The 21,132-nt window shown below is 72.3% G+C and carries 22 protein-coding genes and 1 pseudogene; 8 read left to right on the forward strand and 15 right to left on the reverse strand.

From position 1 onward, the window contains the following. The 3 genes from ABNF97_RS30400 to ABNF97_RS30410 all read right to left on the reverse strand — a co-directional run bounded on the left by ABNF97_RS30400 (position 1) and on the right by ABNF97_RS30410 (position 2,842). Positions 1-951: a serine protein kinase RIO gene (locus ABNF97_RS30400; protein WP_502930570.1), complete on the reverse strand. Its 951-nt coding sequence runs from the start codon at positions 949-951 to the stop codon at positions 1-3. Between the two features lie 297 nt (positions 952-1,248). Then, positions 1,249-1,893: an HAD-IA family hydrolase gene (locus ABNF97_RS30405; protein ID WP_130460494.1), complete on the reverse strand. Its 645-nt coding sequence runs from the start codon at positions 1,891-1,893 to the stop codon at positions 1,249-1,251. Positions 1,894-1,975: 82 nt separating this feature from the next. Continuing rightward, complete coding sequence (locus ABNF97_RS30410; protein WP_349340627.1) at positions 1,976-2,842, reverse strand: carbon-nitrogen hydrolase family protein; 867 nt, start codon at positions 2,840-2,842, stop codon at positions 1,976-1,978. A gap of 106 nt (positions 2,843-2,948) precedes the next feature. Here ABNF97_RS30410 and ABNF97_RS30415 point away from each other — a divergent pair, with 106 nt between their 5' ends. From ABNF97_RS30415 to mug, 7 genes and pseudogenes are all read left to right on the forward strand, one after another. After that, positions 2,949-3,527 (forward strand): TetR family transcriptional regulator, encoded by a 579-nt coding sequence (locus ABNF97_RS30415; RefSeq protein WP_130460495.1) that lies wholly within the window; start codon positions 2,949-2,951, stop codon positions 3,525-3,527. Between the two features lie 201 nt (positions 3,528-3,728). After that, positions 3,729-4,655, forward strand: coding sequence for a TIGR04222 domain-containing membrane protein (locus ABNF97_RS30420; protein ID WP_349340628.1), 927 nt, complete (start codon positions 3,729-3,731; stop codon positions 4,653-4,655). Beyond that, a complete protein-coding gene (locus ABNF97_RS30425; protein WP_502930571.1) occupies positions 4,643-5,497 on the forward strand; it encodes an MbnB/TglH/ChrH family RiPP precursor modification enzyme in 855 nt (284 codons plus the stop codon). Before ABNF97_RS30420 ends, ABNF97_RS30425 begins: the two co-directional genes overlap by 13 nt. Before the next feature lie 80 nt (positions 5,498-5,577). After that, a pseudogene (locus ABNF97_RS30430) lies at positions 5,578-6,059 on the forward strand (SCO6045 C-terminal-like domain-containing protein); the annotation flags it as partial. 41 nt (positions 6,060-6,100) lie between these two features. Next, the gene (locus ABNF97_RS30435) at positions 6,101-6,862 is read left to right on the forward strand and encodes an SDR family oxidoreductase (RefSeq protein ID WP_130460499.1); all 762 of its coding nucleotides are present in this window, start codon (positions 6,101-6,103) and stop codon (positions 6,860-6,862) included. 98 nt (positions 6,863-6,960) lie between these two features. Next, positions 6,961-7,086 carry a hypothetical protein gene (locus tag ABNF97_RS30440; RefSeq protein ID WP_349340631.1) on the forward strand — a complete coding sequence of 42 codons (126 nt, stop codon included), beginning with the start codon at positions 6,961-6,963 and terminating at the stop codon, positions 7,084-7,086. Next, entirely contained in the window at positions 7,083-7,670 is a 588-nt protein-coding gene (gene mug, locus ABNF97_RS30445) for a G/U mismatch-specific DNA glycosylase (RefSeq protein WP_349340632.1), read from the forward strand. The genes ABNF97_RS30440 and mug overlap by 4 nt, the downstream gene beginning before the upstream one ends. Here mug and ABNF97_RS30450 read toward each other — a convergent pair. The 4 genes from ABNF97_RS30450 to ABNF97_RS30465 all read right to left on the reverse strand — a co-directional run bounded on the left by ABNF97_RS30450 (position 7,655) and on the right by ABNF97_RS30465 (position 12,978). Continuing rightward, positions 7,655-9,610, reverse strand: a complete 1,956-nt coding sequence (locus ABNF97_RS30450; RefSeq protein ID WP_349340645.1) for an ABC transporter ATP-binding protein — start codon at positions 9,608-9,610, stop codon at positions 7,655-7,657. The two genes, mug and ABNF97_RS30450, sit on opposite strands and share 16 nt — an antisense overlap. 168 nt (positions 9,611-9,778) lie before the next feature. Further along, entirely contained in the window at positions 9,779-10,549 is a 771-nt protein-coding gene (locus ABNF97_RS30455) for an enoyl-CoA hydratase/isomerase family protein (protein WP_502930572.1), read from the reverse strand. A 40-nt stretch (positions 10,550-10,589) separates the two neighbouring features. Continuing rightward, positions 10,590-10,817, reverse strand: coding sequence for a helix-turn-helix domain-containing protein (locus ABNF97_RS30460; protein ID WP_007462679.1), 228 nt, complete (start codon positions 10,815-10,817; stop codon positions 10,590-10,592). Between the two features lie 553 nt (positions 10,818-11,370). Beyond that, positions 11,371-12,978 (reverse strand): ABC-F family ATP-binding cassette domain-containing protein, encoded by a 1,608-nt coding sequence (locus tag ABNF97_RS30465; protein ID WP_349340634.1) that lies wholly within the window; start codon positions 12,976-12,978, stop codon positions 11,371-11,373. Positions 12,979-13,258: 280 nt separating this feature from the next. On the opposite strand from ABNF97_RS30465, the gene ypfJ reads away from it, so the two are divergent. Then, positions 13,259-14,164: a KPN_02809 family neutral zinc metallopeptidase gene (gene ypfJ, locus ABNF97_RS30470; RefSeq protein WP_349340635.1), complete on the forward strand. Its 906-nt coding sequence runs from the start codon at positions 13,259-13,261 to the stop codon at positions 14,162-14,164. A 57-nt stretch (positions 14,165-14,221) separates the two neighbouring features. Here ypfJ and ABNF97_RS30475 read toward each other — a convergent pair whose 3' ends face one another. The 8 genes from ABNF97_RS30475 to sufD all read right to left on the reverse strand — a co-directional run bounded on the left by ABNF97_RS30475 (position 14,222) and on the right by sufD (position 21,081). Then, positions 14,222-14,869, reverse strand: a complete 648-nt coding sequence (locus tag ABNF97_RS30475; RefSeq protein WP_130460504.1) for an acVLRF1 family peptidyl-tRNA hydrolase — start codon at positions 14,867-14,869, stop codon at positions 14,222-14,224. Between the two features lie 130 nt (positions 14,870-14,999). Further along, positions 15,000-16,442, reverse strand: coding sequence for a CBM96 family carbohydrate-binding protein (locus ABNF97_RS30480; RefSeq protein ID WP_349340636.1), 1,443 nt, complete (start codon positions 16,440-16,442; stop codon positions 15,000-15,002). A 181-nt stretch (positions 16,443-16,623) separates the two neighbouring features. After that, the gene (locus tag ABNF97_RS30485; RefSeq protein ID WP_130460506.1) at positions 16,624-17,001 is read right to left on the reverse strand and encodes an iron-sulfur cluster assembly protein; all 378 of its coding nucleotides are present in this window, start codon (positions 16,999-17,001) and stop codon (positions 16,624-16,626) included. Continuing rightward, positions 16,998-17,489 (reverse strand): Fe-S cluster assembly sulfur transfer protein SufU, encoded by a 492-nt coding sequence (sufU, locus tag ABNF97_RS30490; protein ID WP_349340637.1) that lies wholly within the window; start codon positions 17,487-17,489, stop codon positions 16,998-17,000. Before sufU ends, ABNF97_RS30485 begins: the two co-directional genes overlap by 4 nt. Further along, positions 17,489-18,796 (reverse strand): cysteine desulfurase, encoded by a 1,308-nt coding sequence (locus tag ABNF97_RS30495; RefSeq protein ID WP_349340638.1) that lies wholly within the window; start codon positions 18,794-18,796, stop codon positions 17,489-17,491. Before ABNF97_RS30495 ends, sufU begins: the two co-directional genes overlap by 1 nt. A gap of 22 nt (positions 18,797-18,818) precedes the next feature. Next, positions 18,819-19,592 carry a Fe-S cluster assembly ATPase SufC gene (gene sufC, locus ABNF97_RS30500; protein WP_130460509.1) on the reverse strand — a complete coding sequence of 258 codons (774 nt, stop codon included), beginning with the start codon at positions 19,590-19,592 and terminating at the stop codon, positions 18,819-18,821. Continuing rightward, positions 19,589-19,918 (reverse strand): Rieske 2Fe-2S domain-containing protein, encoded by a 330-nt coding sequence (locus ABNF97_RS30505; RefSeq protein ID WP_130465585.1) that lies wholly within the window; start codon positions 19,916-19,918, stop codon positions 19,589-19,591. Before ABNF97_RS30505 ends, sufC begins: the two co-directional genes overlap by 4 nt. Continuing rightward, a complete protein-coding gene (gene sufD / locus ABNF97_RS30510) occupies positions 19,918-21,081 on the reverse strand; it encodes a Fe-S cluster assembly protein SufD (protein ID WP_349340639.1) in 1,164 nt (387 codons plus the stop codon). Before sufD ends, ABNF97_RS30505 begins: the two co-directional genes overlap by 1 nt. Positions 21,082-21,132 lie beyond the last annotated feature (51 nt).

The raw sequence follows: 21,132 nt of genomic DNA on the forward strand, positions 1-21,132 counted from the left end.
CTAACGCACCCCCGCCTCCCGGAGCAGTTGCTCGGTCAGTACGCCCGGGTCGACCAGCTCACCGGGGAGTCCCCGCGCCGCGAACCAGGCGGCCACCACCCGTACGTCCCGGGCCAGGAACTCCCGTCCGCTCGGGTTGGCCACCACGTCCACGACCTGCGGCAGGTCGATCAGCACCAGCCGGTCGGCCTGCACCAGCAGGTTGTACGGCGAGAGGTCACCGTGTGCCAGCCCGGCCCGGGCCAACCCGACCAGCGCGTCGACGAGTTGCTCCCAGAGCCGGCGCAGCAGCACCGGATCGGGTCGGAGCTGGGCCAACCGCGGCGCCGCCTGCCCCTGCGCCTGGTCGCCGACGAACTCGAGCATCAGCTCCGTCCCGATCAACTGCACCGGGTACGGCACGGCGATGTTGCCCAGTTCCCGCCCCACCTGCCAGAGCCGGGTCAGCGCGGCGAACTCGGCGGCGGCCCACTGACCGGCGATCATCTGCCGGCCGAACGCGGTGCGTCCCTCCATCGCCCGGTTCTCCCGGGACCGGCGTACCCGCCGCCCCTCCAGATAGCCGGCGTCCCGGTGGAAGAGTCGATGCTCTGGATCGCGGTAGCGCTTGGCGGCGAGCAGGCAGTTCCGGTCACCGCCCGGCACGGCCCGGCGGACCAGGTGCACGTCCGCCTCCTTGCCGGTCTTCAGCACGCCCAGCTCGGTGTCGACGGCGGCCAGTTCGGTGACCAGCCAGTCGGGGTGCGGCTCCGGTCCGTGCACCGCCTGGTCCCAGGTCGACCAGCGGTCACCGACCTCCGGGGTGTCGGTGTCGGCGTTGGTGTCGAACGCGGCCGCCGTGGCGTGCCGGTTCCGTTTCAGGAAGCGCGGTTCGTCGTCGTCGAACCGGCGGGTGGCGCGACCGCCACGGGAGCGGGCCGCACCGGGGTGGTCGTCATAATCGCGTGGCACTGGAGGAATCCTCTGGTCGAGTCGGAAGAAGACGGCAGGAAACGCAGCACAACGACAGCCACGGTCACCCCTCCTTCCACTCGGCCGGGCACCGCCCGGAATGCGATATGACCCGGAGAGACCAGGCAGGGTCCTCCGTCGCGCAATGCTCGCCGGCCCGGGAGCGGCGGTCAACCGAATTACCGACCGGGCCGCCGGTCAGGTTTGCCCGTCGTGCCCCGGTCAGGTTTGCCAACCGTGCCGCCGGTCGGGTTTGCCAAATGTGCCGCCGGTCAGGATCGGCGACCCAGCCGCCGGTCAGGAGGCGAGCACCGCCGCGACGGCGGCGATCAGCCCGTCCACGGTTTTCGTCGGGGCGTACCGGCGCTCCATCCAGCGGCGGCCCCGGTGCAGCCAGACGCTGGGCAGCCCGACCGCGGCGGCGCCGCCGATGTCGGCCTCCGGGCTGTCCCCGATCATCCAGGCACCACGCAGCCGCATCCGGACCCGTTCGGCGGCGAGCGCGAAGATCCGGGGATTCGGCTTGCTCACCCCGACCTCCTCGGAGATCACCCAGTCGGCCAGGTAGCGGTCCAGGCCGGTACGCCTGATCTTCATCTCCTGTAGCCGCTCGGTGCCGTTGGTGACCGCCACCGGCACCCAGCCGGCGTCGTCGGCGATACGCAGCGCACAGGCGATCAGCGGATCGAGCCTGGTGTATTCCACAACTCCCTCGTGCAGCGCCTCGACCAGGTCGATGGAGGGGATCCGGAGGCGGTACCGGTCACGGATCGCGTCGGCCACGTCCCAGCGGTTCGTCAGGCCGTCGGCGTCCACCGAGAGGAGCCAGTCGATGTCGCTCTCGGGCGCTCCGATTTCGGCCAGGAACCCCTGCGCCCACGTCCGGAACGGACCCGCCCGGTCGAGCAGAGTGTTGTCCAGATCGAGGAGCAACAGCGGCACTTGCGCACAGTACGGGACGCACCCGGTCGGACAACAGTCCCAGCATGCAAACAACCCGGTTGCCGGAGCTGACGACAGGCGTTCAACCGGTCAACCTGGCCCGTACCCCACCCGGCCCGGGCAGCCGGTCGGCGAGCATCCGGTGCGCGTCGCGTACCCGGTGCAGTTCGGTCGGGTCGAGCCGGGCGACGACGACGGCCGCACCGCGGTCCCCGGCCCGGCGCAGTACCGCGCCCTCGGGGTCGTAGATCGCCGCGCCGCCGTTGAACCGCCACGGCGCCGCGCCGTCGACCGCGTTGGCGAAGACCACGTACATGGTGTTGTCCAGGGCGCGGGCCCGGTAGTAGAGGTCACGGCGGTGTTCGGAGCCGACCAGGTAAGCGCTCGGGCAGAGGTAGCCGTGCGCCCCGTCGGCCGCCGCCGCCCGACCGTGCTCGGGAAAGCAGCCGTCGTAGCAGACCCCGAGACCGAGCCGCCAACCGTCGACCAGCAGGGTCGCGCCGCAGCCTCCGGGCGTGAACAGCGCGTTCTCGTCCGGGCCCCACAGGTGCTGCTTGGCGTATCCGGCGTCGATCCGACCCTCGCCGTCGACCACCAGCGCCGAACAGGTTCGCCGGCCGTCCGGGTGCCGGACCGCCGCGCCGACCACGATCACCACCCGGCGGTCCCGGGCGACCGTACGCAGCGGGTTCAGCCGGGAGTCCGCGACCAGTCCCCCGTCGTCGGCGGCCACGTCGGTGCCGGCGGGGTCGCCGGCCAGGGTCGGTGGATGGTACGCGGGCAGGAACAGCTCCGGGAGTACGACGACCCGGGCACCGTCGTCGGCGGCCCGCGCCACCAGCCGGGCGGCCGAAGCCGCGTTCCCGGCCACGTCCCCGGGTTCCGGTTCGGCCTGGATCGCGGCGACCGGCAGTGCAGCGGCCGGCGGTCCGGCGATGGTCTGCGTCACGGCCGCGATGATAGCCGCCGACCGCCCCGGGCACGCCGGCTCGGAGTGGCGACCCAAGACGTACGTACGGATTGCATACCGGGTCGCCGCCTGGCACCATCGGATGGTGCCCAGGGTAAGTCAGGACCAGCTCGACGCCCGCCGACAGGAGATTCTCGGCGCGGCACGGGCCTGCTTCGCCCGGCACGGCTACGAGGGCGCCACCGTGCGCCGGCTCGAAGAGGCGACCGGCCTCTCCCGGGGAGCGATCTTCCACCACTTCCGGGACAAGGACTCGCTCTTCCTGGCGGTCGCCGAGGACGACGCCGCCGCCATGGTCGCCACGGTGGCCCGCAACGGTCTGGTGCAGGTCATGCGCGACCTGCTGGCCAACGCCACCTCACCGGACACCACCGGCTGGCTCGGCAGCCAGCTCGAGGTGTCCCGGCGACTGCGCACCGACCCGGAGTTCGCGAAACGCTGGGCGGAGCGTTCGGCCAGCCTCGCCGAGGCCACCCGGGGGCGGCTGGCCCGGCAGCGGGACGCCGGGGTGCTGCGCGACGACGTACCGATCGAGACGCTGGCCCGGTTCCTGGAGTTGGCCTACGACGGTCTGGTGGTGCAGCTGGCGATGGCCCGGCCCGCCGACGACCTCGGCCCGGTGTTGGACCTGGTCGAGGAGGCGGTCCGCCGCCCGGGCGGCTGAGCGCGGCCAACCAAGCGGGCTGAGCGCGGCCAGCCAAGCGGCCTGAGCCCGGCCAGCCGGGCGGCCTGAGCACGGCCAACGGTCGCGCCCGTGCGGTCGCGGGTCGCCCGTGGGAGGTTTGCCGAACCGCGACGAAGCCGGTTGGCGCAACCGATCCACAATGGTGGCAGTCCCACTCCCGTACCCCAGGAGTCACCCCCGATGGATGTGCTGACGACGCAGGCCGCGACCTGGGGCGTACCCGGGCCGATCTTCCTCACCCTCTACCTCACGACCGCCGGGCTGGTCCTGCTCGGCACCCTGCTCCACCGGCTGGTCGGGTTCGCCGGGCGCCGCCCCTCCGGGGCCGAGCCGCCGCATCCCATCCCGCTCGCCTGGTTGGCCGGCGGTGACCGGCTGGCCGTGCACGCCACGCTCGGCGGGCTGCGCGCCGCCGGGGCCGTCGGCGCGACACCACAGCGCCGGCTGGATCGGACCGGGCCGCTGCCGGTGCCGGCCACACCGATGGAGGCCGCCGTGCACCAGGCGGCCGCACAGGGTGTACCCGGACGGAGCCTCGGCAACGACCCGCAGGTCCTCGTGGCGCTCGCCGGCCTCCGGGACGGCCTGGTCCGGAGCGGTCTGGCGCCGCCACCGTCGGCCCGGTCGATCGCCCGGCTCGGCCCGGTACTGCTGCTGGCCCTGGTGGCGGTCGGCCTGGTCCGGCTCTTCGCCGGAGTGGCCGGCGGCCAGCCGGTGGGCTACCTGGGGCTGAGCCTGCTGGTGCTCGGCCCTACCGCCGTGGTGCTGCTGGGCGCGGTCCCCCGCCGGACCCGGGCCGCGAACGCGCTGCTGCGCGACCTGCGCCGGCAGCACCAGCACCTCGCACCGCGGCAGTCGCCGGCCTACGCCACCTACGGCGCCGCCGGCGCCGCGTTGGGGATCGCGCTGTTCGGCACGGCCGCGCTGGTCGCCTTCGACCCGGCGTTCGCGGCCGAGGCGGAGGTGCAGCGCGCGATGAGCGGATCGGCGGTGGGCGGCAGCGGCTGGTCGTCCGGCGGCGGCTCCGGCGGCGCGGACAGCTCGGGCTGCGGCGGCGGATCCGGGGGCGGATGCGGCGGTGGATGCGGGGGCGGATGCGGCGGATGACGAGCGCGGACGCTGTGCCAGGGCCGGAGCAGGGCGGATACGGCGTCGGGATCGGCTGGCGACCCGAGATCGCCGGCTTCGTCGCGGAGCTGCCCGGCCTGCGCTTCGTCGAGGTGATCGCCGAGTCGATACCGGCCGCCGGGCTGCCGCCGGGCCTCGCCGAGTTGCGCCGCCGGGGCGTGGCGGTGATACCGCACGGGGTACGGCTCTCCCTCGGCGGTGCCGATCCGGTCGAGCCGGCCCGGGTACGCCAGTTCGCCCGGGCCGCCGAGTTGCTGGACGCGCCGCTGGCCAGTGAGCACATCGCCTTCGTCCGGGCTGGCGGGATCGAGGCGGGGCACCTGCTCCCGTTGCCGCGGACCCGGGAGGCGGTCGACGCGGTGGTCGGCAACGTCGCCCGGGTACGCGCCGAACTCTCCGTACCGCTGGCCCTGGAGCCGATCGCCGCCATCTTCGACTGGCCGGACGATGAGCTGGACGAGGCGGATTTCCTCACCGAGATCCTCGACCGCACCGGCGCACTGCTGCTGCTGGACGTCGCCAACGTCTACGCCAACGCCCGCAACCGTGGCGCGGACCCGCTCGACCTGCTCGACCGGCTGCCGCTGGAGCGGGTCGGCTACGTGCACGTCGCCGGCGGAGCGGCCAACGACGGGATCTACCACGACACGCACACCGACCCGGTGCCGCCGGAGGTACTCGACCTGGTCGCCGAGCTCTGTGCCCGGCACCGGCCGCCGGCACTGCTGCTGGAGCGCGACGGGCACTTCCCACCGGCCGCCGTGCTCCGCGCCGAACTCGACGCCATCGCCGCCGCCGCCGGCTACCCGACGGTGACCTGAGATGGACACCGATCCGGACCGGGCCCGGCCGGGACGCCGGCTGACCGGCGGTGAGCTGAGATGGACGGCGGTGAGCTGAGATGACCGACGAGATCCGGACCGGGGCGGGCCCGGCCCGGACGCTGGCTGACCGGCAGGCCGCGCTGGTGGCCGCCCTGGTGGCCGGGGCACCGCTGCCCCCGGGGTTCGACGCCCGGCTGGTCGCGGTGGCCCGCTCGGCGCTGCTGCACAAGCGGGCCGGCGAGGTCGCCCGGCACTGGCCGCTGCTCGCCGCCGGGCACGGCCGGCGCTGGCCGGCCGTCTTCGCCGCCTGGGCGGCCGGTCGTCCGACCTCCGGCTCGATCCGGGACGGCTGGGATCTGGCCCGGCACCTGGCCGCCGACGGGGCGCTGCCGTGGCGGGCCGCCGAGGAACTCGCCGCCCGGGAGGCCGGCTGGCGGTACGACGGCCGCACGCCCCCGCGCCGGCGCCGGCGCCCGGCGCTACGCCGGACCGGGACCGTACTGGTGGTACAGGTCGCCGGCCGGGTACGGATGTGGAACGTCCCCGGCGTCGCCAACCCGAAGATCGGCTCGCCGCCGCCCGGGTCATAGGATCTCGGCCATGGACCTCGGACTCGCCGATCGGGTGTACGTGCTCACCGGCGCATCGAAGGGACTCGGCCTCGCCACCGCGCGCGCCCTGGTGGCCGACGGCGCCCGGGTGGTGATCTCGGCCCGGAATCGCGACCAGGTGGCCGAGGCGGCAGGACTGCTCGGCCCGGAGGACCGGGTGGTCGGGCTCGCCGCCGACCTGGCCGCCCCGGACACCGCGACCCGCCTGGTCGACACCGCCGTGCAGCGGTTCGGTCGGCTCGACGGCGGGCTCGTCTCGGTCGGCGGACCGCCACCGGGCAGCGCCGCCCAGGCCACCGACGCGCAGTGGCGGGATTCCTTCGAGACCGTCTTCCTCGGCACGGTCCGGGTGGCCCGGACGATCGCGGCGGCACTGCCCGCCGGTGGCGCGCTCGGCCTGGTGCTCTCCAGCTCGGTGCGGGCGCCGATCCCCGGGCTCGGCATCTCGAACGGGCTCCGGCCGGGATTGGCCGGGGTGGCCAAGGACATGGCCGACGAGTACGGCCCGCGCGGCGTACGGGTGCTGAGCCTGCTGCCGGGCCGGATCCTCACCGACCGAAACCGGGCCCTCTTCGCGGCCAGTGGCGACCCGGAGCGGGCCCGGGCCGAGGCGGAGGAGGCGATACCGCTGCGCCGGCTCGGCGACCCGGACGAGTTCGGCCGGGTCGCCGCCTTCGTGCTCTCCCCCGCCGCCAGCTACCTGACCGGGGTCACCCTGCCGGTCGACGGCGGCGCGCTGCGCAGCCTCTGAGCCGGTCTCGGCGTCCCGGGCCGGGCCGCGCACGCTGTTCGGCCGCTCCCGGCGTCCCGGCTCGGGCGCTGGCCCGGATAGAGTTGCCATCCGTTGTCATGGAGGTGGGGGCCATCGGACTCATCAGCATGATCGTGCTCGCCGTCGGCGGGCTCTGCTGCCTGGCGCTGGTCGCCGTGCTGGTGGTGGTGCTCCTGGCGACCCGGAACAACGGCCGGCCGTGACGGCGGCGCCGCGGTCCAGGCCCCGGCCGACCCCGGCCGAGGTCGCTGCGGCGGCCGACCGGTTGCTCCCCGACCTGATCGCCCCGGGCCTGGACGTACTCTTCTGCGGCATCAACCCGGGTCTCTACTCGGCCGCGACCGGCTGGCACTTCGCCCGACCCGGCAACCGGTTCTGGCCCGCGCTGTACCGGGGCGGGTTCACGTCACGCCTGGTCGATCCGGCCGACCAGGCCGAACTGCTCGGCTACGGGCTGGGCCTCACCAATCTGGCGGCCCGGGCCAGCGCCCGGGCCGACGAGCTGACCCGGGACGAACTGGTCGAGGGCGGACGGCTGCTGGTCGGCAAGGTCCGGCGGTACCGGCCGCGCTGGGTGGCTCTGCTGGGGGTGACGGCGTACCGGACGGCATTCGGACGGCGTACGGCGAAGATCGGACGGCAGCCGGAGACGCTCGGCGGGGCACACCTGTGGGTGCTGCCGAACCCGAGCGGGCTGAACGCACACTTCACCGGTGCGGCGCTGGCCGCCGAGTTCGCGGCGCTGCGGGCGGCGGTCCGCCAGGAGGTGGGTCAGACCGGGTCGTAGTCGGGGCGCGGCATCGTGACCACCGGCTCCGGGCCGACCGCGTCGGCGTACGGGGCCGGGGAGTCGGCGACGGCGAACTGGGTCCGGTACAACTCGGCGTAGAGGCCGCCGACGGCGACCAGTTCGTCGTGCCGGCCCCGTTCGACGATCCGTCCGCGGTCGAGTACCAGGATCTGGTCGGCCTCCCGAACTGTCGAGAGCCGGTGCGCGATGACCAGCGCCGTACGCCCGCTCAGCGCCACCGACAGCGCCCGCTGCACCGCCGCCTCGGACTCGGAGTCGAGGTGTGCGGTGGCCTCGTCGAGGATCACGATCGACGGGGCCTTGAGCAGCAGACGGGCGATGGCGATCCGCTGCTTCTCGCCGCCGGAGAACCGGTAGCCGCGCTCGCCGACCATCGTGTCGAGCCCGTCCGGCAGCGAGCGGACCAACTCCTCCACCTGGGCGCCGCGCAGGGCCGCCCAGAGTTCCTCGTCGGTCGCGTCGGGCTTGGCGTAGCGCAGGTTCTCGGCGATCGTCTCGTGGAACAGGTGCGAGTCCTGGGTCACCACCCCGATGGTGTCGCGCAGCGAGTCGAGGGTGGCGTCCCGGACGTCGATGCCGCCGACCCGGACCGCGCCGTCGGTCACGTCGTAGATCCGGGAGACCAGCATCGAGGTGGTGGACTTGCCGGCACCGGAGGGGCCGACCAGCGCCACCATCTGGCCCGGCTCGACGGTGAACGAGACGCCGCGCAGCACGGGCTCGTTGACCGTCCGGTCCAGCGTGGCGACCTCCTCCAGCGAGGCGAGCGACACCTCGGCGGCGGTCGGATAGCGGAACCGTACGTCGGAGAACTCCAGCCGCCCGGTGCCGCGCGGGATCTCGACCGCGCCCGGCTTCTCGGCGATCGACGGGGCCAGGTCGAGCACCTCGAAGACCCGGTCGAAGGAGACCAGCGCGCTCATCACGTCCACCCGGACGTTCGACAGTGCGGTCAGCGGTCCGTAGAGGCGGGTGAGCAGCAGCGCGAGCGTCACCACCGTGCCGGCGCTGACCTCGCCCCGGACGGCGAGCCAGCCGCCGAGCCCGTAGGTCAGGGCCTGGGCCAGCGCGGCCACCAGCAGCATCGCCACGAAGAAGGTGCGGGAGTACATCGCGGACTGGATGCCGATGTCACGGACCCGCTCGGCCCGGTCGCCGAAGCGCCGTGCCTCGACCTCCGGCCGGGCGAAGAGCTTGACCAGCAGCGCGCCGGCCACCCCGAACCGCTCGGTCATGGTGGCGTTCATCTTGGCGTCGAGGTCGTACGACTCCCGGGTGATCTCCGCCAGCCGGCGGCCGACCCGGCGGGCCGGGATGATGAAGATCGGCAGCAGCACCAGGGAGAGCGCGGTGATCTGCCAGGAGAGCGTGAACATCACCGCGGCGGTCAGCACGAGCTGGATGATGTTGCTGACCACCCCGGAGAGGGTGCTGGTGAAGGCCCGCTGCGCGCCGGTCACGTCGTTGTTGATCCGGCTGACCAGCGCACCGGTCTGGGTGCGGGTGAAGAACTGCAACGGCATCCGCTGGACGTGGTCGTAGACCCGGGTCCGCAGGTCGAGGATGATCCCCTCGCCGATCCGCGCCGAGTACCAGCGCTGGGCCAGCGAGAGCAGTGCGTCCAGCACCGCCAGGCCGGCGATCACCAGGGCCAGCCGGACGACCACGCCGCCCGCGTCGGCGCCGCCCCCCGAGATCGCGTTGATCACGTCACCGGCGAGGACCGGGGTCGCCACCCCGATGACCGCGGCGAAGATCACCGTGACCAGGAACACCACGATGTCGCGCCGGTAGGGTCGGGCGAACTCGACCACCCGCCGGACGCTGCGCCGACTCACCCGGTGTGCGGTCACCTCGTCGCGGTTGCGCAACGAGCGCAGCATGTTCCAACCGCCCATGCTGGCACCGGCACCCATCGGGTTCACCACGCGCGACCTCCCCGTCGTCCTCGACGACCACCGCCGTCGAAGACGACCACGACCGTCCTCGACGACTACGACAACCGGAGCGGTGGCGCGATTCTTCCCGAATCGCCCGTTGATCACACCGCGCCGGATGATCAAGCACGCCGTCGACGGGTCAGCCTATTCGCCGGCTCCGACAAGATCACGGATGCGCCGGACCTGTGCCTCGCGCTCGGCCCGCTGCTGCTCCGCCGGGGAGCGCCCGGATGCGCCGGCCAGCAACGCCTTGATCTCCACCACCGCGTCCCGGCTGCCACTCAGGATCGCCGCGGTCAGGTCCCCGACCGCCGCGTCGAGGTCCTCCGGCGGCACGACCACGGTGGCCAGGCCGAGCCGTGCGGCCTCGGCCGCGTCGATCCGCCGGCCGGTCACGCAGATCTCCAGGGCCCGGGCGTAACCGACCAGGTCCACCAGCCGCTTGGTGCCGGCGAGATCGGGGACCAGGCCGAGGGTGACCTCGGCCATCGCGAAGGTGGCGTCGGAGGCCAGCACCCGCAGGTCGCAGGCGAGCCCGAGTTGGAAACCGGCCCCGATGGCGTGACCCTGCACCGCCGCGACCGAGACCAGGTCGGGTCGGTGCAGCCAGGTGAAAGCGGCCTGGAAGCCGGCGATCCGCTCGGCACACTCCTCGGGCGGCAACGTGGCCATCTCGGCCAGCGAGTTCTCCGCCCCCGACCGATCTGTCGCCACTGAGAGGTCGAGCCCGGCGGAGAAGGCTCGACCCTCGCCCCGTACCACCACGACGCGTACGTCACCCGGGAGGTCCCGGGAGAAGTCCCGCATCGCCCGCCACATCTGTGGGGTCTGTGCGTTGAGTACGTCGGGCCGGCACAACGTCACTGTCGCGACCGGCCCGTCGCAGTTGAGTCGTACGCCGACGGTCACGCACAAGTCCGCAGGCGTACGGGTCCGGACCAGGCTGCTGAACGGATCACGCCTTCTTCCGACGACGCGCTCCGCCACGCTGACGAAGCTGTACACCAGACTCGGTGAGCACCCGGTGGATGAACCCGTAGGAACGGCCGGTCGAGGCCGCCAGGGCGCGGATGCTTTCGCCGGAGGTATACCGCTTGACCAGGTCCTTGGCGAGCGTCTGGCGCTCGGCTCCGACGATCCGGCGACCCTTCTCAGTGCTGGTGGCTGTGCCAGTGGCTGCCATGTTGATTCCTCACGTCCCAGACTGTGCGGTTCGATACGGTCCCACCTATTAGACCGCCTCGAACGATCATGCGCTAGATATCAACTCTTCGCCAACCGACACGCACAGCAGTGTCAGTTTCCCGATTCAGTGATTGCGCCGCTGCCACCGTCCACACCCACCTGCCGGACCGGCACCGCACGTCAGCAGGGATTTCGAGTGGCAGCCCACCAAAGGTGAGGCTGACTCACATGGTTTCCGGCCGCCTGGTCGGGTTTCCTTCCACGTCACGGGAGCTTCGCCTCATCATCCGGCGAGTTTCGTTCCGCCGACGTCAAGTTTCGGCTCGCCTACCGGAGAGTTCCGTTCCCGGCTCGGATTCCCGGGGAGGGAATCCGCAAAATGGGAGTTCCGGTCCGCACGGTCTCGTCTGTGCCGGCCACCGGCAAGCGCGAGACATTGTCGTACTGACCGTCCTCATCGTCCGCTCTTCGGGGGCGGGAAGTTGCCGATCCGGCAGATCGTCGACGGTCAGTACGCGGATTCCCCGGCCCGCTCGGCGGCCGGACCGCCGCTAGGCCAGCTCGACCAACTCGAGCAGGTCGTCGCTCCAGGCGTCCTCGTCACCGTCGGGCAGCAGGATCGCCCGGTCCGGCTTGAGCGCCAACACCGCCCCCGGGTCGTGGGTGACCAGCACGATCGCCCCGGGATAGCGGGCGATCGCGTCGAGCACCTGCTCCCGGCTCACCGGGTCGAGGTTGTTTGTCGGCTCGTCCAGGAGCAGCACGTTCGCGCCCGAGCAGACCAGGGTGGCCAGGGCCAGCCGGGTCTTCTCACCGCCGGAGAGCACCCCCGCGGGCTTGTCCACGTCCTCGCCGGAGAAGAGGAACGCACCGAGGATCTTCCGCAGGTTGGTGTCGGACTGCTCGTTGGCGGCGCTGCGCATGTGGTCCAGCACGCTGCGGTCCACGTCGAGCGTCTCGTGCTCCTGCGCGTAGTAGCCCAGCCGCAGCCCGTGGCCCGGCCGCACCTCGCCGGTGTCCGGCTCCAGCAGCCCGCCGAGGATCCGCAGCAGGGTGGTCTTGCCGGCACCGTTGAGCCCGAGGATCGCGACCCGGGAACCCCGGTCGACGGCGACGTCGACGTCGGCGAAGATCTCCAACGAACCGTACGACTTCGACAGCCCGCTGGCGGTCAGCGGCGTCTTGCCGCACGGCGCCGGGCTGGGGAACCGCACCTTGGCCACCTTGTCGGCGACCCGGGCCTCCTCCAGCCCGGAGAGCAGCTTCTCGGCCCGCCGGGCCATGTTCTGCGCCGCCACCGTCTTCGTCGCCTTGGCCCGCATCTTGTCGGCCTGGGCCATCAGCGCGCCGGCCTTCTTCTCGGCGTTGGCCCGCTCCCGGCGGCGCCGCCGCTCGTCGGTCTCCCGCTGCTCCAGGTACTTCCGCCAGCCGACGTTGTAGACGTCGACCACCGAGCGGGTGGCGTCCAGGAACCAGACCTTGTTGACCACGGCCTCCAGCAGCGAGGCGTCGTGGCTGATCACGATCAGGCCGCCCTTGTGCGCGGCGAGGAAGCCGCGCAGCCAGGTGATCGAGTCGGCGTCCAGGTGGTTGGTCGGCTCGTCGAGCAGCAGGATGCCGCCGCCGTTCTCGGCCGCGTCCCGGAACAGGATCCGGGCCAGCTCGACCCGGCGGCGTTGGCCGCCGGAGAGGGTGCCGATGGTCTGCGCGAGAACCCGGTCCGGCAGGCCGAGGTTGGCGCAGATCCGCGCCGCCTCCGCCTCGGCGGCGTAGCCGCCGAGGGAGGCGAACTGGTCCTCCAGCGCGCCGTACCGGCGGACCAGCCGGTCGTCGCCGGCGGTGTCGGCCAGACGCTCCTCGATCTCCTTCATCTGGGCCATCAGCACGTCCAGGCCCCGGGCGGAGAGCACCCGGTCCCGGGCGGTGACCCCGAGGTCGCCGGTACGCGGGTCCTGCGGCAGGTAGCCGACCTGGCTACGCCGGTCGATCTGCCCGGCGTAGGGCTGGCCCTCGCCGGCCAGCACCTTGAGGGTGGTGGTCTTGCCGGCGCCGTTGCGGCCGACCAGGCCGATCCGGTCGCCGGGCTGGACCCGCAGCGTGGTGTCGGACAGCAGGATCCGGGCGCCGGCACGGAGTTCCAGGCCGCTCGCAGTGATCATTTCGGAGGACTCGCTCTCGGGGTCGAAGGCTGACTCAGGGCACACGGACGAGCCGGCGGACCACAGATCCGTCGGCGCGGGGCGTTCAGCCTTCGCAGAGCAGCACGGTGCGATTGTACCGGGCGGCCCGCCGGCACCGGGGCCGGATTACGGATCAAGATCACCGGGTATCGACAGTCCGCGACATCCGGCGGTCACATCCGCGACATCGGCGGGTCGGGCGACAGCCGGCGAGCACGACATCGAGCGAACATCGACGATCGGGCGATCGGGGTACGCGATGGAACTCAACGAGGACGCACGGATCGATACCAGTCAGGTGGAGGACCGGCGCGGGTCCGGCGGCGGGGGGATCCCCATCCCGATCGGCGGTGGCCGGGGCGGGGTGGTGGGCCTGATCATCGCCGTCCTGGTCACCCTGGTCGGCGGCGGCTTCGGCATCAGCCAGCTCACCGGCGGCGGCGGCGCCGAGCAGGGCGACAACACCGCGCTCGAACAGCGCTGCGACGCCACCGACGCGCTGCGCCAACTGGACTGCCGCAACACCCTCTACGTCAACTCGATTCAGGCGTACTGGCAGCGGGCGATGCCGCAACACTTCGACCAGCCGTACCAGGAATCCGACACGGTCTTCTTCGAGCAGGCGGTGAACAGTGCGTGCGGCCGGGCCGACTCGGGGATGGGGCCGTTCTACTGCCCGCTCGACGACCTGGTCTACATCGACCTGAGCTTCTACCGGGTACTCGCCGAGCAGCTCGGCGCCCCCGGCGAGTTCGCCCAGCCGTACGTGCTGGCGCACGAGTACGGGCACCACGTGCAGGACCTGCTCGGCACCGAGCAACGGGTACGCGACCGGCGGCAGGCCAACCCCGACGAGGCCAACCGCCTCTCGGTGCTGCTGGAGCTTCAGGCGGACTGCTACGCCGGGGCCTGGGCCCGCAACGCCACCGGCACCGCCGACGACCGGGGCGTGAAGATCTTCACCAGCCTCACCGAGCGGGACATCCAGGAGGGCCTGGACACGGCGGCGGCGATCGGCGACGACGCGATCCAGCGCAGGTCCGGCGGCCGGATCGACGAGTCGCAGTTCACCCACGGCAGCTCGGCCGACCGGCAGAAGTGGTTCGGCACCGGCTACGCCAGCGGCGACCCGACCTCCTGCGACACCTTCGGCACCGCCCGCTGAGCCACTCCGGCCCGCCCGGTCTACGGGTCGCGGACCAGCCGAGCCGGCCCGCCCGGGCTACGGGTCGCGGACCAGCACCCGTACCGCCCGGGCGGCGGGGATCGCCTCGACCAGGACGGCGTGCCGGGGTTCGGGTATGTCGAGCAGGCGTTCGGCCCGCAGCGCCGCCAGCGGGGCCAGCCGGCGGTCGGCCAGGATCATCTCCACCGCCCGGCGGTCACCGCCGGCCACCACCGCGGCGAGCCGGCGGACCTCGGGCAGCAACAGCCGGACGGCCAGCTCCGCGCCGTCCGCGGCGGCGGCCCTCGCCTGGTTGTCCCGCCGCCGGGCGAACCGCTGCTGGGACCAGCCGCCGGCGGCCGTGCGGCCCTGCACGTACCGGCTGTCCACCTTCGAGACGACGAGGCGGTCGCCCTGGGCGACGCCGACCGCCACCGCTCCCTTGCGGGCCAGCAGCAGCCCCAGCCGCCGGGGCGCCGTGACGGCTGCCAGGAAGACGGGCAGGTCGCCGTCGCCGGGCACCCCCGGCGGCGGGTGCAGCACCGCGAGGGTGCCGTCCGGGGCGGTCAGCCGCGGCCCGTCCGGCCCGGTGGCGACCTCGGGCGGCCCGCCGTGCCGTTCGGCGAAACCGTCGAGCCAGCGGGCGAGCCGGGCCGGGGGCACGTCCACCCAGCGGCCACCGCCGGCGGCGGGTCGGCTGTTCATCCCCGAACGGTACGACGTCGGCCACCGGAACCCGGCCGCCGGGTCCGGACCGGCCGGTGGGCGCCGGCGGGGGATCCCGCCGACGCCCACCGCGCTGACCGGCGCCTGTCGGCGCGGTGCTGCCGGTCGGCTAGGAGCAGAACTGGCGCCAGACCGCCGCACCGGCCGAGTCACGCAGCCGGTAGTCCCCGGTCGACCAGTCGAGGTCGAACCAGAGATTCCACAGCGAGCCGTTCGCCGCCAGATAGTCGTTCATCGCGGTCACCCAGGCCGCCCGTCCGCTGCCGTTGTCACCGGCCGCGATGTGGCTGCCCATCTCGGCGACGCCGAACGGCAGACCCACCGAGGCATTCGCCGCCAGCACCGGGTCGAGCAGGGTCGCCGGGGCGAGATAGCGGCCCTTCGCGGCGGTGCTGTCGTAGTTGTAGACGTCCCAGGCCAGTACGTCGAGCACGCCGTCGCCGGGGTAGTAGTCCCGCCAGTTCCGCCCGGACTCGGCTACCAGCGTCCACTGCATCAGCACCTGGGTGGCGTGCAGTCGCGGGTTGCCGGCCTCGTCGGCGAGGGCCTTGATGTGCCGCCACGCCGCGCGGTACTCCGCCGCGGTGAACTCGCCGTCCCGGATGTTGTCCTCCGGCTCGTGGTAGTAGATCCAGTAGATGTCGCGGTCCCGTGGCGCGCTGGCGAACCACTGCCGCATGTGTGCGTCGTGCACGCCGGCCGCGTGGTCGCGGGCGTTGCCCTTGAACGACACCACGAAGGTGCGGTCACCGACGTCGAGCGGTCCCGGCCAGGCCGGCGGCACGCTGCCGTGGAAGAACCGGACCGCCTCCAACCCGTTGAACAGGGAATCCTCCCGGGCGAGTGCCCCCGCCCAGCTCTCGCCGTTCTCCCGGGCGAAGGACGCGCCGCAGAGCGTCGTTCCCGAGACGGAGGTGTACGAGAGCACGACGGCCGGTCCGTCGGCGCCGTGTTCACGGGAGTGGAAGACGGCCGCGGACTGGGCGGTCGGGTTGGTCAACGCGAACGACACCGGACCGGTGGTCGCGGCCGCGGTCGGGACGTTCACGGAGAGCTGGGTCGCTCCCGACCCGGGAATGGCCGTCGTCGTCAGGACGGCGCCGGTGGCCGGCCGGGTGGCGTAGGTGATCGCCTCGGACCAGGTCGAGTTGCTCACCTGCCGCAGTTCCAGCGCGGACGGCTGCTGCGTCAGCTTCTGGAAGGTCAGCTCCAACCGGGCCGCGGAGAGGCGCTGACCGGCCGGCGGGGCGGGCAGGGAGAACCGAAGGTAGATCTGGGAGTGCCAGGGGGTGGACCAGTTGGACGCCGCCAGTTTCGTGGCGGAGCCGTACACCGTGGTCGGCGCCTCCTGCACCACGTACGTGTCGACGGTGGCCGGCACACGTACGTCGGTCGACGCGGAGACGGCGCCGGTCGGCAGCTCGGCCGGCGCGCGGCGGGCGGTGTCGCCGGCTGCCGGGGCGCCGCCGACCAGCACGGACGCCACCGTGACGACCGGCAGCCACGCCAGGTACCTCGGTCGTCGGACCAACCGGGGTTCGAACGGTTCCAATCCAGGCTCCTCACGCGGAAACGGGCAACGGCATTTCTCGATCGATGGCATTTCTCGATCGGTCAGCCTGCCGCCCGGACGCACAGATCCCGCACACGAACTGTCGGCGCGGGTCGTGGCGACCCGGGTGGGCTGGCCGGTGCCGGCCCGCGATGGGAGCGGAGGAGCCCCTCCCCGTACCTCAGACGTTGAAGCCGAGCGCCCGCAGCTGGTCGCGGCCCTCGTCGGTGATCTTGTCGGGCCCCCACGGGGGGAGCCATACCCAGTTGATCCGGATGTCGTCGACCAGGCCACCGCCGGGGCCGGTGGTCAGCGCCTGCCGGGCCTGGTCCTCGATCACGTCGGTCAGCGGGCAGGCCGCCGAGGTCAGCGTCATGTCCAGGGTAGCGACGTTCTCGTCGTCGACGTGTACGCCGTAGACCAGACCGAGGTCGACCACGTTGATGCCCAGCTCGGGGTCGACGACGTCCTTCATCGCCTCTTCGATGTCGGCGACCGCGGCCCTGCCGGTCGACCCCGTCGACGCGGCCGACCCGGTCGTCGTGTCCTGATCAGTCATGCCGTCTTCACCTCGCTCCGCTCGATACCGTTCTCGTCGCCGGCCACCTCGACATCCACGCCGGCCCGGGCCGCGGCGTCCTTGAACGCCATCCAGGGCAGCAGCGCGCACTTCACCCGCGCCGGATAGCGGGCCACCCCGGCGAACGCCACCGCGTCGCCGAGCAGTTCCTCGTCCGGGGTCACCCGCCCGCGCCCGGACATCAGCTCGACGAACGCGGAGTGCACCGCCAACGCCGCCCCGGTGTCCCTACCGCTGAGCAGCTCGTGCAGCACGCTCGCCGACGCCTGGCTGATCGAGCAGCCCAGACCGTCGTAGGAGACGTCACTGAGCGTGTCGTCGTCCACCGCGACCCGGACGGTCACCTCGTCCCCGCAGGTGGGGTTGACGTGGTGCGCCTCGGCAGCGTACGGCTCGCGCAGCCCACGCCCGTGCGGATGCTTGTAGTGATCCAGGATGATCTCCTGGTAGAGCTGGTCCACCTGCATTACCCGAACACCTTCCGTACCTGTTCCAGACCGCGCACCAGGGCGTCGACCTCGCTGGTCGTGGTGTACAGGTAGAACGAGGCGCGGGTCGTCGCCGGTACGCCGAACCGGACGCAGATCGGTCGCGCACAGTGATGACCGACCCGCACCTCGATGCCCTCGGCGTCCAGCACCTGACCCACGTCGTGCGGGTGGATGTCGTCCAGCGCGAACGAGATCGTCCCGCCCCGGCCGACGGGTACCGCCGGGCCGAAGATCCGCAGTCCGGGCACCGTCGCCAGGGCGTCCAGCGCGTACGCCGTCAGCTCCTTCTCGTGCCACTGGATCGCCTCCATGCCGATCCCGGTCAGGTAGTCCACCGCCGCACCCAGCGCCACCGCCTCGGCGATCGGCGGTGTACCCGCCTCGAACCGGGCCGGCGGCGGCGCGTACGTCGAGCCGGACATGCTCACCGTCTCGATCATCGAACCGCCGCCGAAGACCGGCGGCATCGCGGCCAGCAGCTCGCCCCGGCCCCAGAGCACCCCGATCCCGCTCGGCGCGCACATCTTGTGCCCGGTGAACGCGATGAAGTCGGCATCCAGGTCGACCACGTCCACCGGCAGGTGCGGCACCGACTGCGAGCAGTCGAGCAGCAGCAGCGCGCCGACCTGGCGGACCCGCTCGGCGATCCGGGCGGTGGCGTTGATCGTGCCGAGGATGTTCGACATGTGGACGATCGAGACCAGCCTGGTCCGCTCGTTGACCAGCTCCGCCAGCCCCGACTCGTCGAGTCGGCCGCCGTCGGTGACCGGGAACCAGCGCAGCGTGGCGCCGGTCCGCTCGCAGAGCAGTTGCCACGGCACGATGTTCGAGTGGTGCTCCATCTCGGAGATCACGATCTCGTCGCCCGGCCCGAGCCGGAACCTCGGGTCGCCGGCCGCGCCGCCGAGCGAGGCGTTGGAGAAGGCGTACGCGACCAGGTTGATCGCCTCGGTGGAGTTCTTGGTGAAGACCACCTCCTCCGGACTCGGCGCGTTGACGAAGGTCGCCACCTTCGCCCGGGCCGCCTCGTACGCCTCGGTCGCCTCCGTCCCGACCGTGTGCACCGAGCGGGAGACGTTGCCGTTGTGCCGCTCGTAGTGCTCGCGCAGCACGTCCAGCACCTGCCGGGGCTTCTGCGAGGTGTTCGCGCTGTCGAGGTAGACCATCGGGTGGCCGTTGACCTCGCGCCGCAGGATCGGGAAGTCGGCGCGTACCGCCTCGACGTCGTAGCGCGGCGCGTCGTCGTACTGTGGCATCCCCGGCGGGATCGCGATCGTGGTCATCTCGACGGCGCCCTTCCGGCCCTCAGACCCGGGCCGTGCCGGCGCCGGTGGCGTACCGCTCGTAGCCCTCGGCCTCGAGCTTCTCGGCCAGTTCCGGGCCGCCCTCCTCGACGATCCGGCCGGCGACGAAGACGTGCACGAAGTCCGGCCTGATGTAGCGGAGGATCCGGGTGTAGTGGGTGATCAGCAGCAGGCCCGTCTCGCCGGTCTCCCGGACCCGGTTGACTCCCTCGCTGACCACCCGCAGGGCGTCGATGTCGAGGCCGGAGTCGGTCTCGTCGAGAATCGCCACCTTCGGCCTGAGCAGTTCGAGCTGGACGATCTCGTGCCGCTTCTTCTCGCCGCCGGAGAAGCCCTCGTTCACGTTGCGCTGGCCGAACGCCGGGTCCATCTGGAGCCGCTCCATCGCGCCGCGCAGCTCGCCGGCCCAGGTACGCAGCTTCGGCGCCTCGCCGTCGATCGCGGTCTTCGCGGTACGCAGGAAGTTCGCCACCGACACCCCGGGCACCTCGACCGGGTACTGCATGGCCAGGAAGAGGCCGGCCCGGGCCCGCTCGTCCACGGCCATCGACAGCACGTCCTGGCCGTCCAGCAGCACCTCGCCGCCGGTGATCTCGTACTTCGGGTGGCCGGCGATCGAGTACGCCAGCGTCGACTTGCCGGACCCGTTAGGGCCCATGATCGCGTGGGTCTCCCCCGCCCGCACGGTGAGGTCGACCCCGGCCAGGATCGGCTTCAGCTCGCCCTCGGGCAGCCGGACCGACACCTGCAGGTCACGGATCTCCAGAACGCTCATGGTGCGGTAACTCCATTGCTCGGTGTGAGACTCAGGTAGATGTCGCCGTCGCGGATCTCGACGGGGTATACGGGTACGGGTTCGGTCGCCGGCAGTCCGGTCGGCTCGCCGGTACGCAGGTCGAAGCGGGAGCCGTGCAGCCAGCACTCCAGGGTGCAGCCGTCGACCTCGCCCTCGGAGAGCGGGACGGCGGCGTGCGAGCACTCGTCGTAGATGGCGTAGAAGTTGCCGTCCTCGGCGTGCACGACGGCGATCTCCGTCCCGTCCACGTCCGCGGAGATGACGCTGCCCTTCGGCACGTCCTCGGTCGAACAGATCCGGATCATCATGAACCGCCGGCCCCGGCCTTCATCAGCCTGGTCTCGATCTGCTCGCCCAGCCGGTCGCGCAGTTCCTCGGCCGGGATCTTGTTCAGCAGTTCGCCGAAGAAGCCCCGGACCACCAGCTTGCGTGCCTCGTCCTCGGGAATGCCCCGGGACATCAGGTAGAAGAGCTGCTCGTCGTCGAAACGCCCGGTCGCGCTGGCGTGCCCGGCGCCGGCCACCTCACCGGTCTCGATCTCCAGGTTGGGTACCGAGTCGGCGCGGGCGCCGTCGGTCAGCACCAGGTTGCGGTTGATCTCGTACGTGTCGGTGCCGGTGGCGGCGGCCCGGATCAGCACGTCGCCGACCCAGACGGTGTGCGCGTCCGCGCCCTGCAACGCGCCCCGGTAGCCGACGTAGCTGCGGCAGTCCGGCACGCTGTGGTCGACCATCTGGCGGTGCTCCAGGTGCTGACCGGCGTCGGCGAAGTAGAGGCCGTAGAGTTCGGCCTCGCCGCCCCGGCCGGTGTACTCCACGCTGGTGTACTGCCGGACCAGGTCCCCGCCCAGGCTCACCTGGATGTGCGTCACCTCGGCGTCGCGGCCGAGCCGGACCTTGAGGTGCTGGGCCTGCACCGCGTCCGGCGCCCAGTCGGCGACGGTGACCAGGGTCAGTTTCGCGCCCTCGCCGACCGCGACCTCGACGTTGTCGGCCAGGGTCACCGAACCGGTCTGCTCCAGCACCAGGGTGACCTCGGCGAACCGGCCGACGTCGAGGAAGGTGTGCCCGAAGGAGGCACCATCGGCGCCCTGCCCGACCAGCCGCACGGTCACCGGCTCGGCCGGCCGGGTCTCCGGGGCCACCGCGACGACCACCGCCTCGCCGGCCCGGCCGTGCGCCAGCGCGCTGATCCGGTCGAACGGGGTCAGCACGCTGCCGATCCGGGCGTCACCCTGGGGCACGCCGCCGAACGTCACCCCGTCCGGCAGCGCGGTGACCTCGTAGCGCAGCCGGCCGTCGACCGGGGTGAAGGTGTCGTCGGCCAGACCACGCAGCCGCTTCAGCGGGGTGAACCGCCACTCCTCCTCCAGGCCGGTCAGGGCCGGGAAGTCGCGGACGTCGTACGAGCGGAGTGTCTGCGCCTTGGTCTGCGCGACCGGCGCGGGCGCGAATGCTTCGGTAGTCATCTCTTCCTTGGTCTTGTCTCGACGAGGTCGCAAGGCGGATCGACGGGCGGT

It is taken from the genome of Plantactinospora sp. B6F1, assembly GCF_040120695.1.
GTDB lineage: Bacteria > Actinomycetota > Actinomycetes > Mycobacteriales > Micromonosporaceae > Plantactinospora.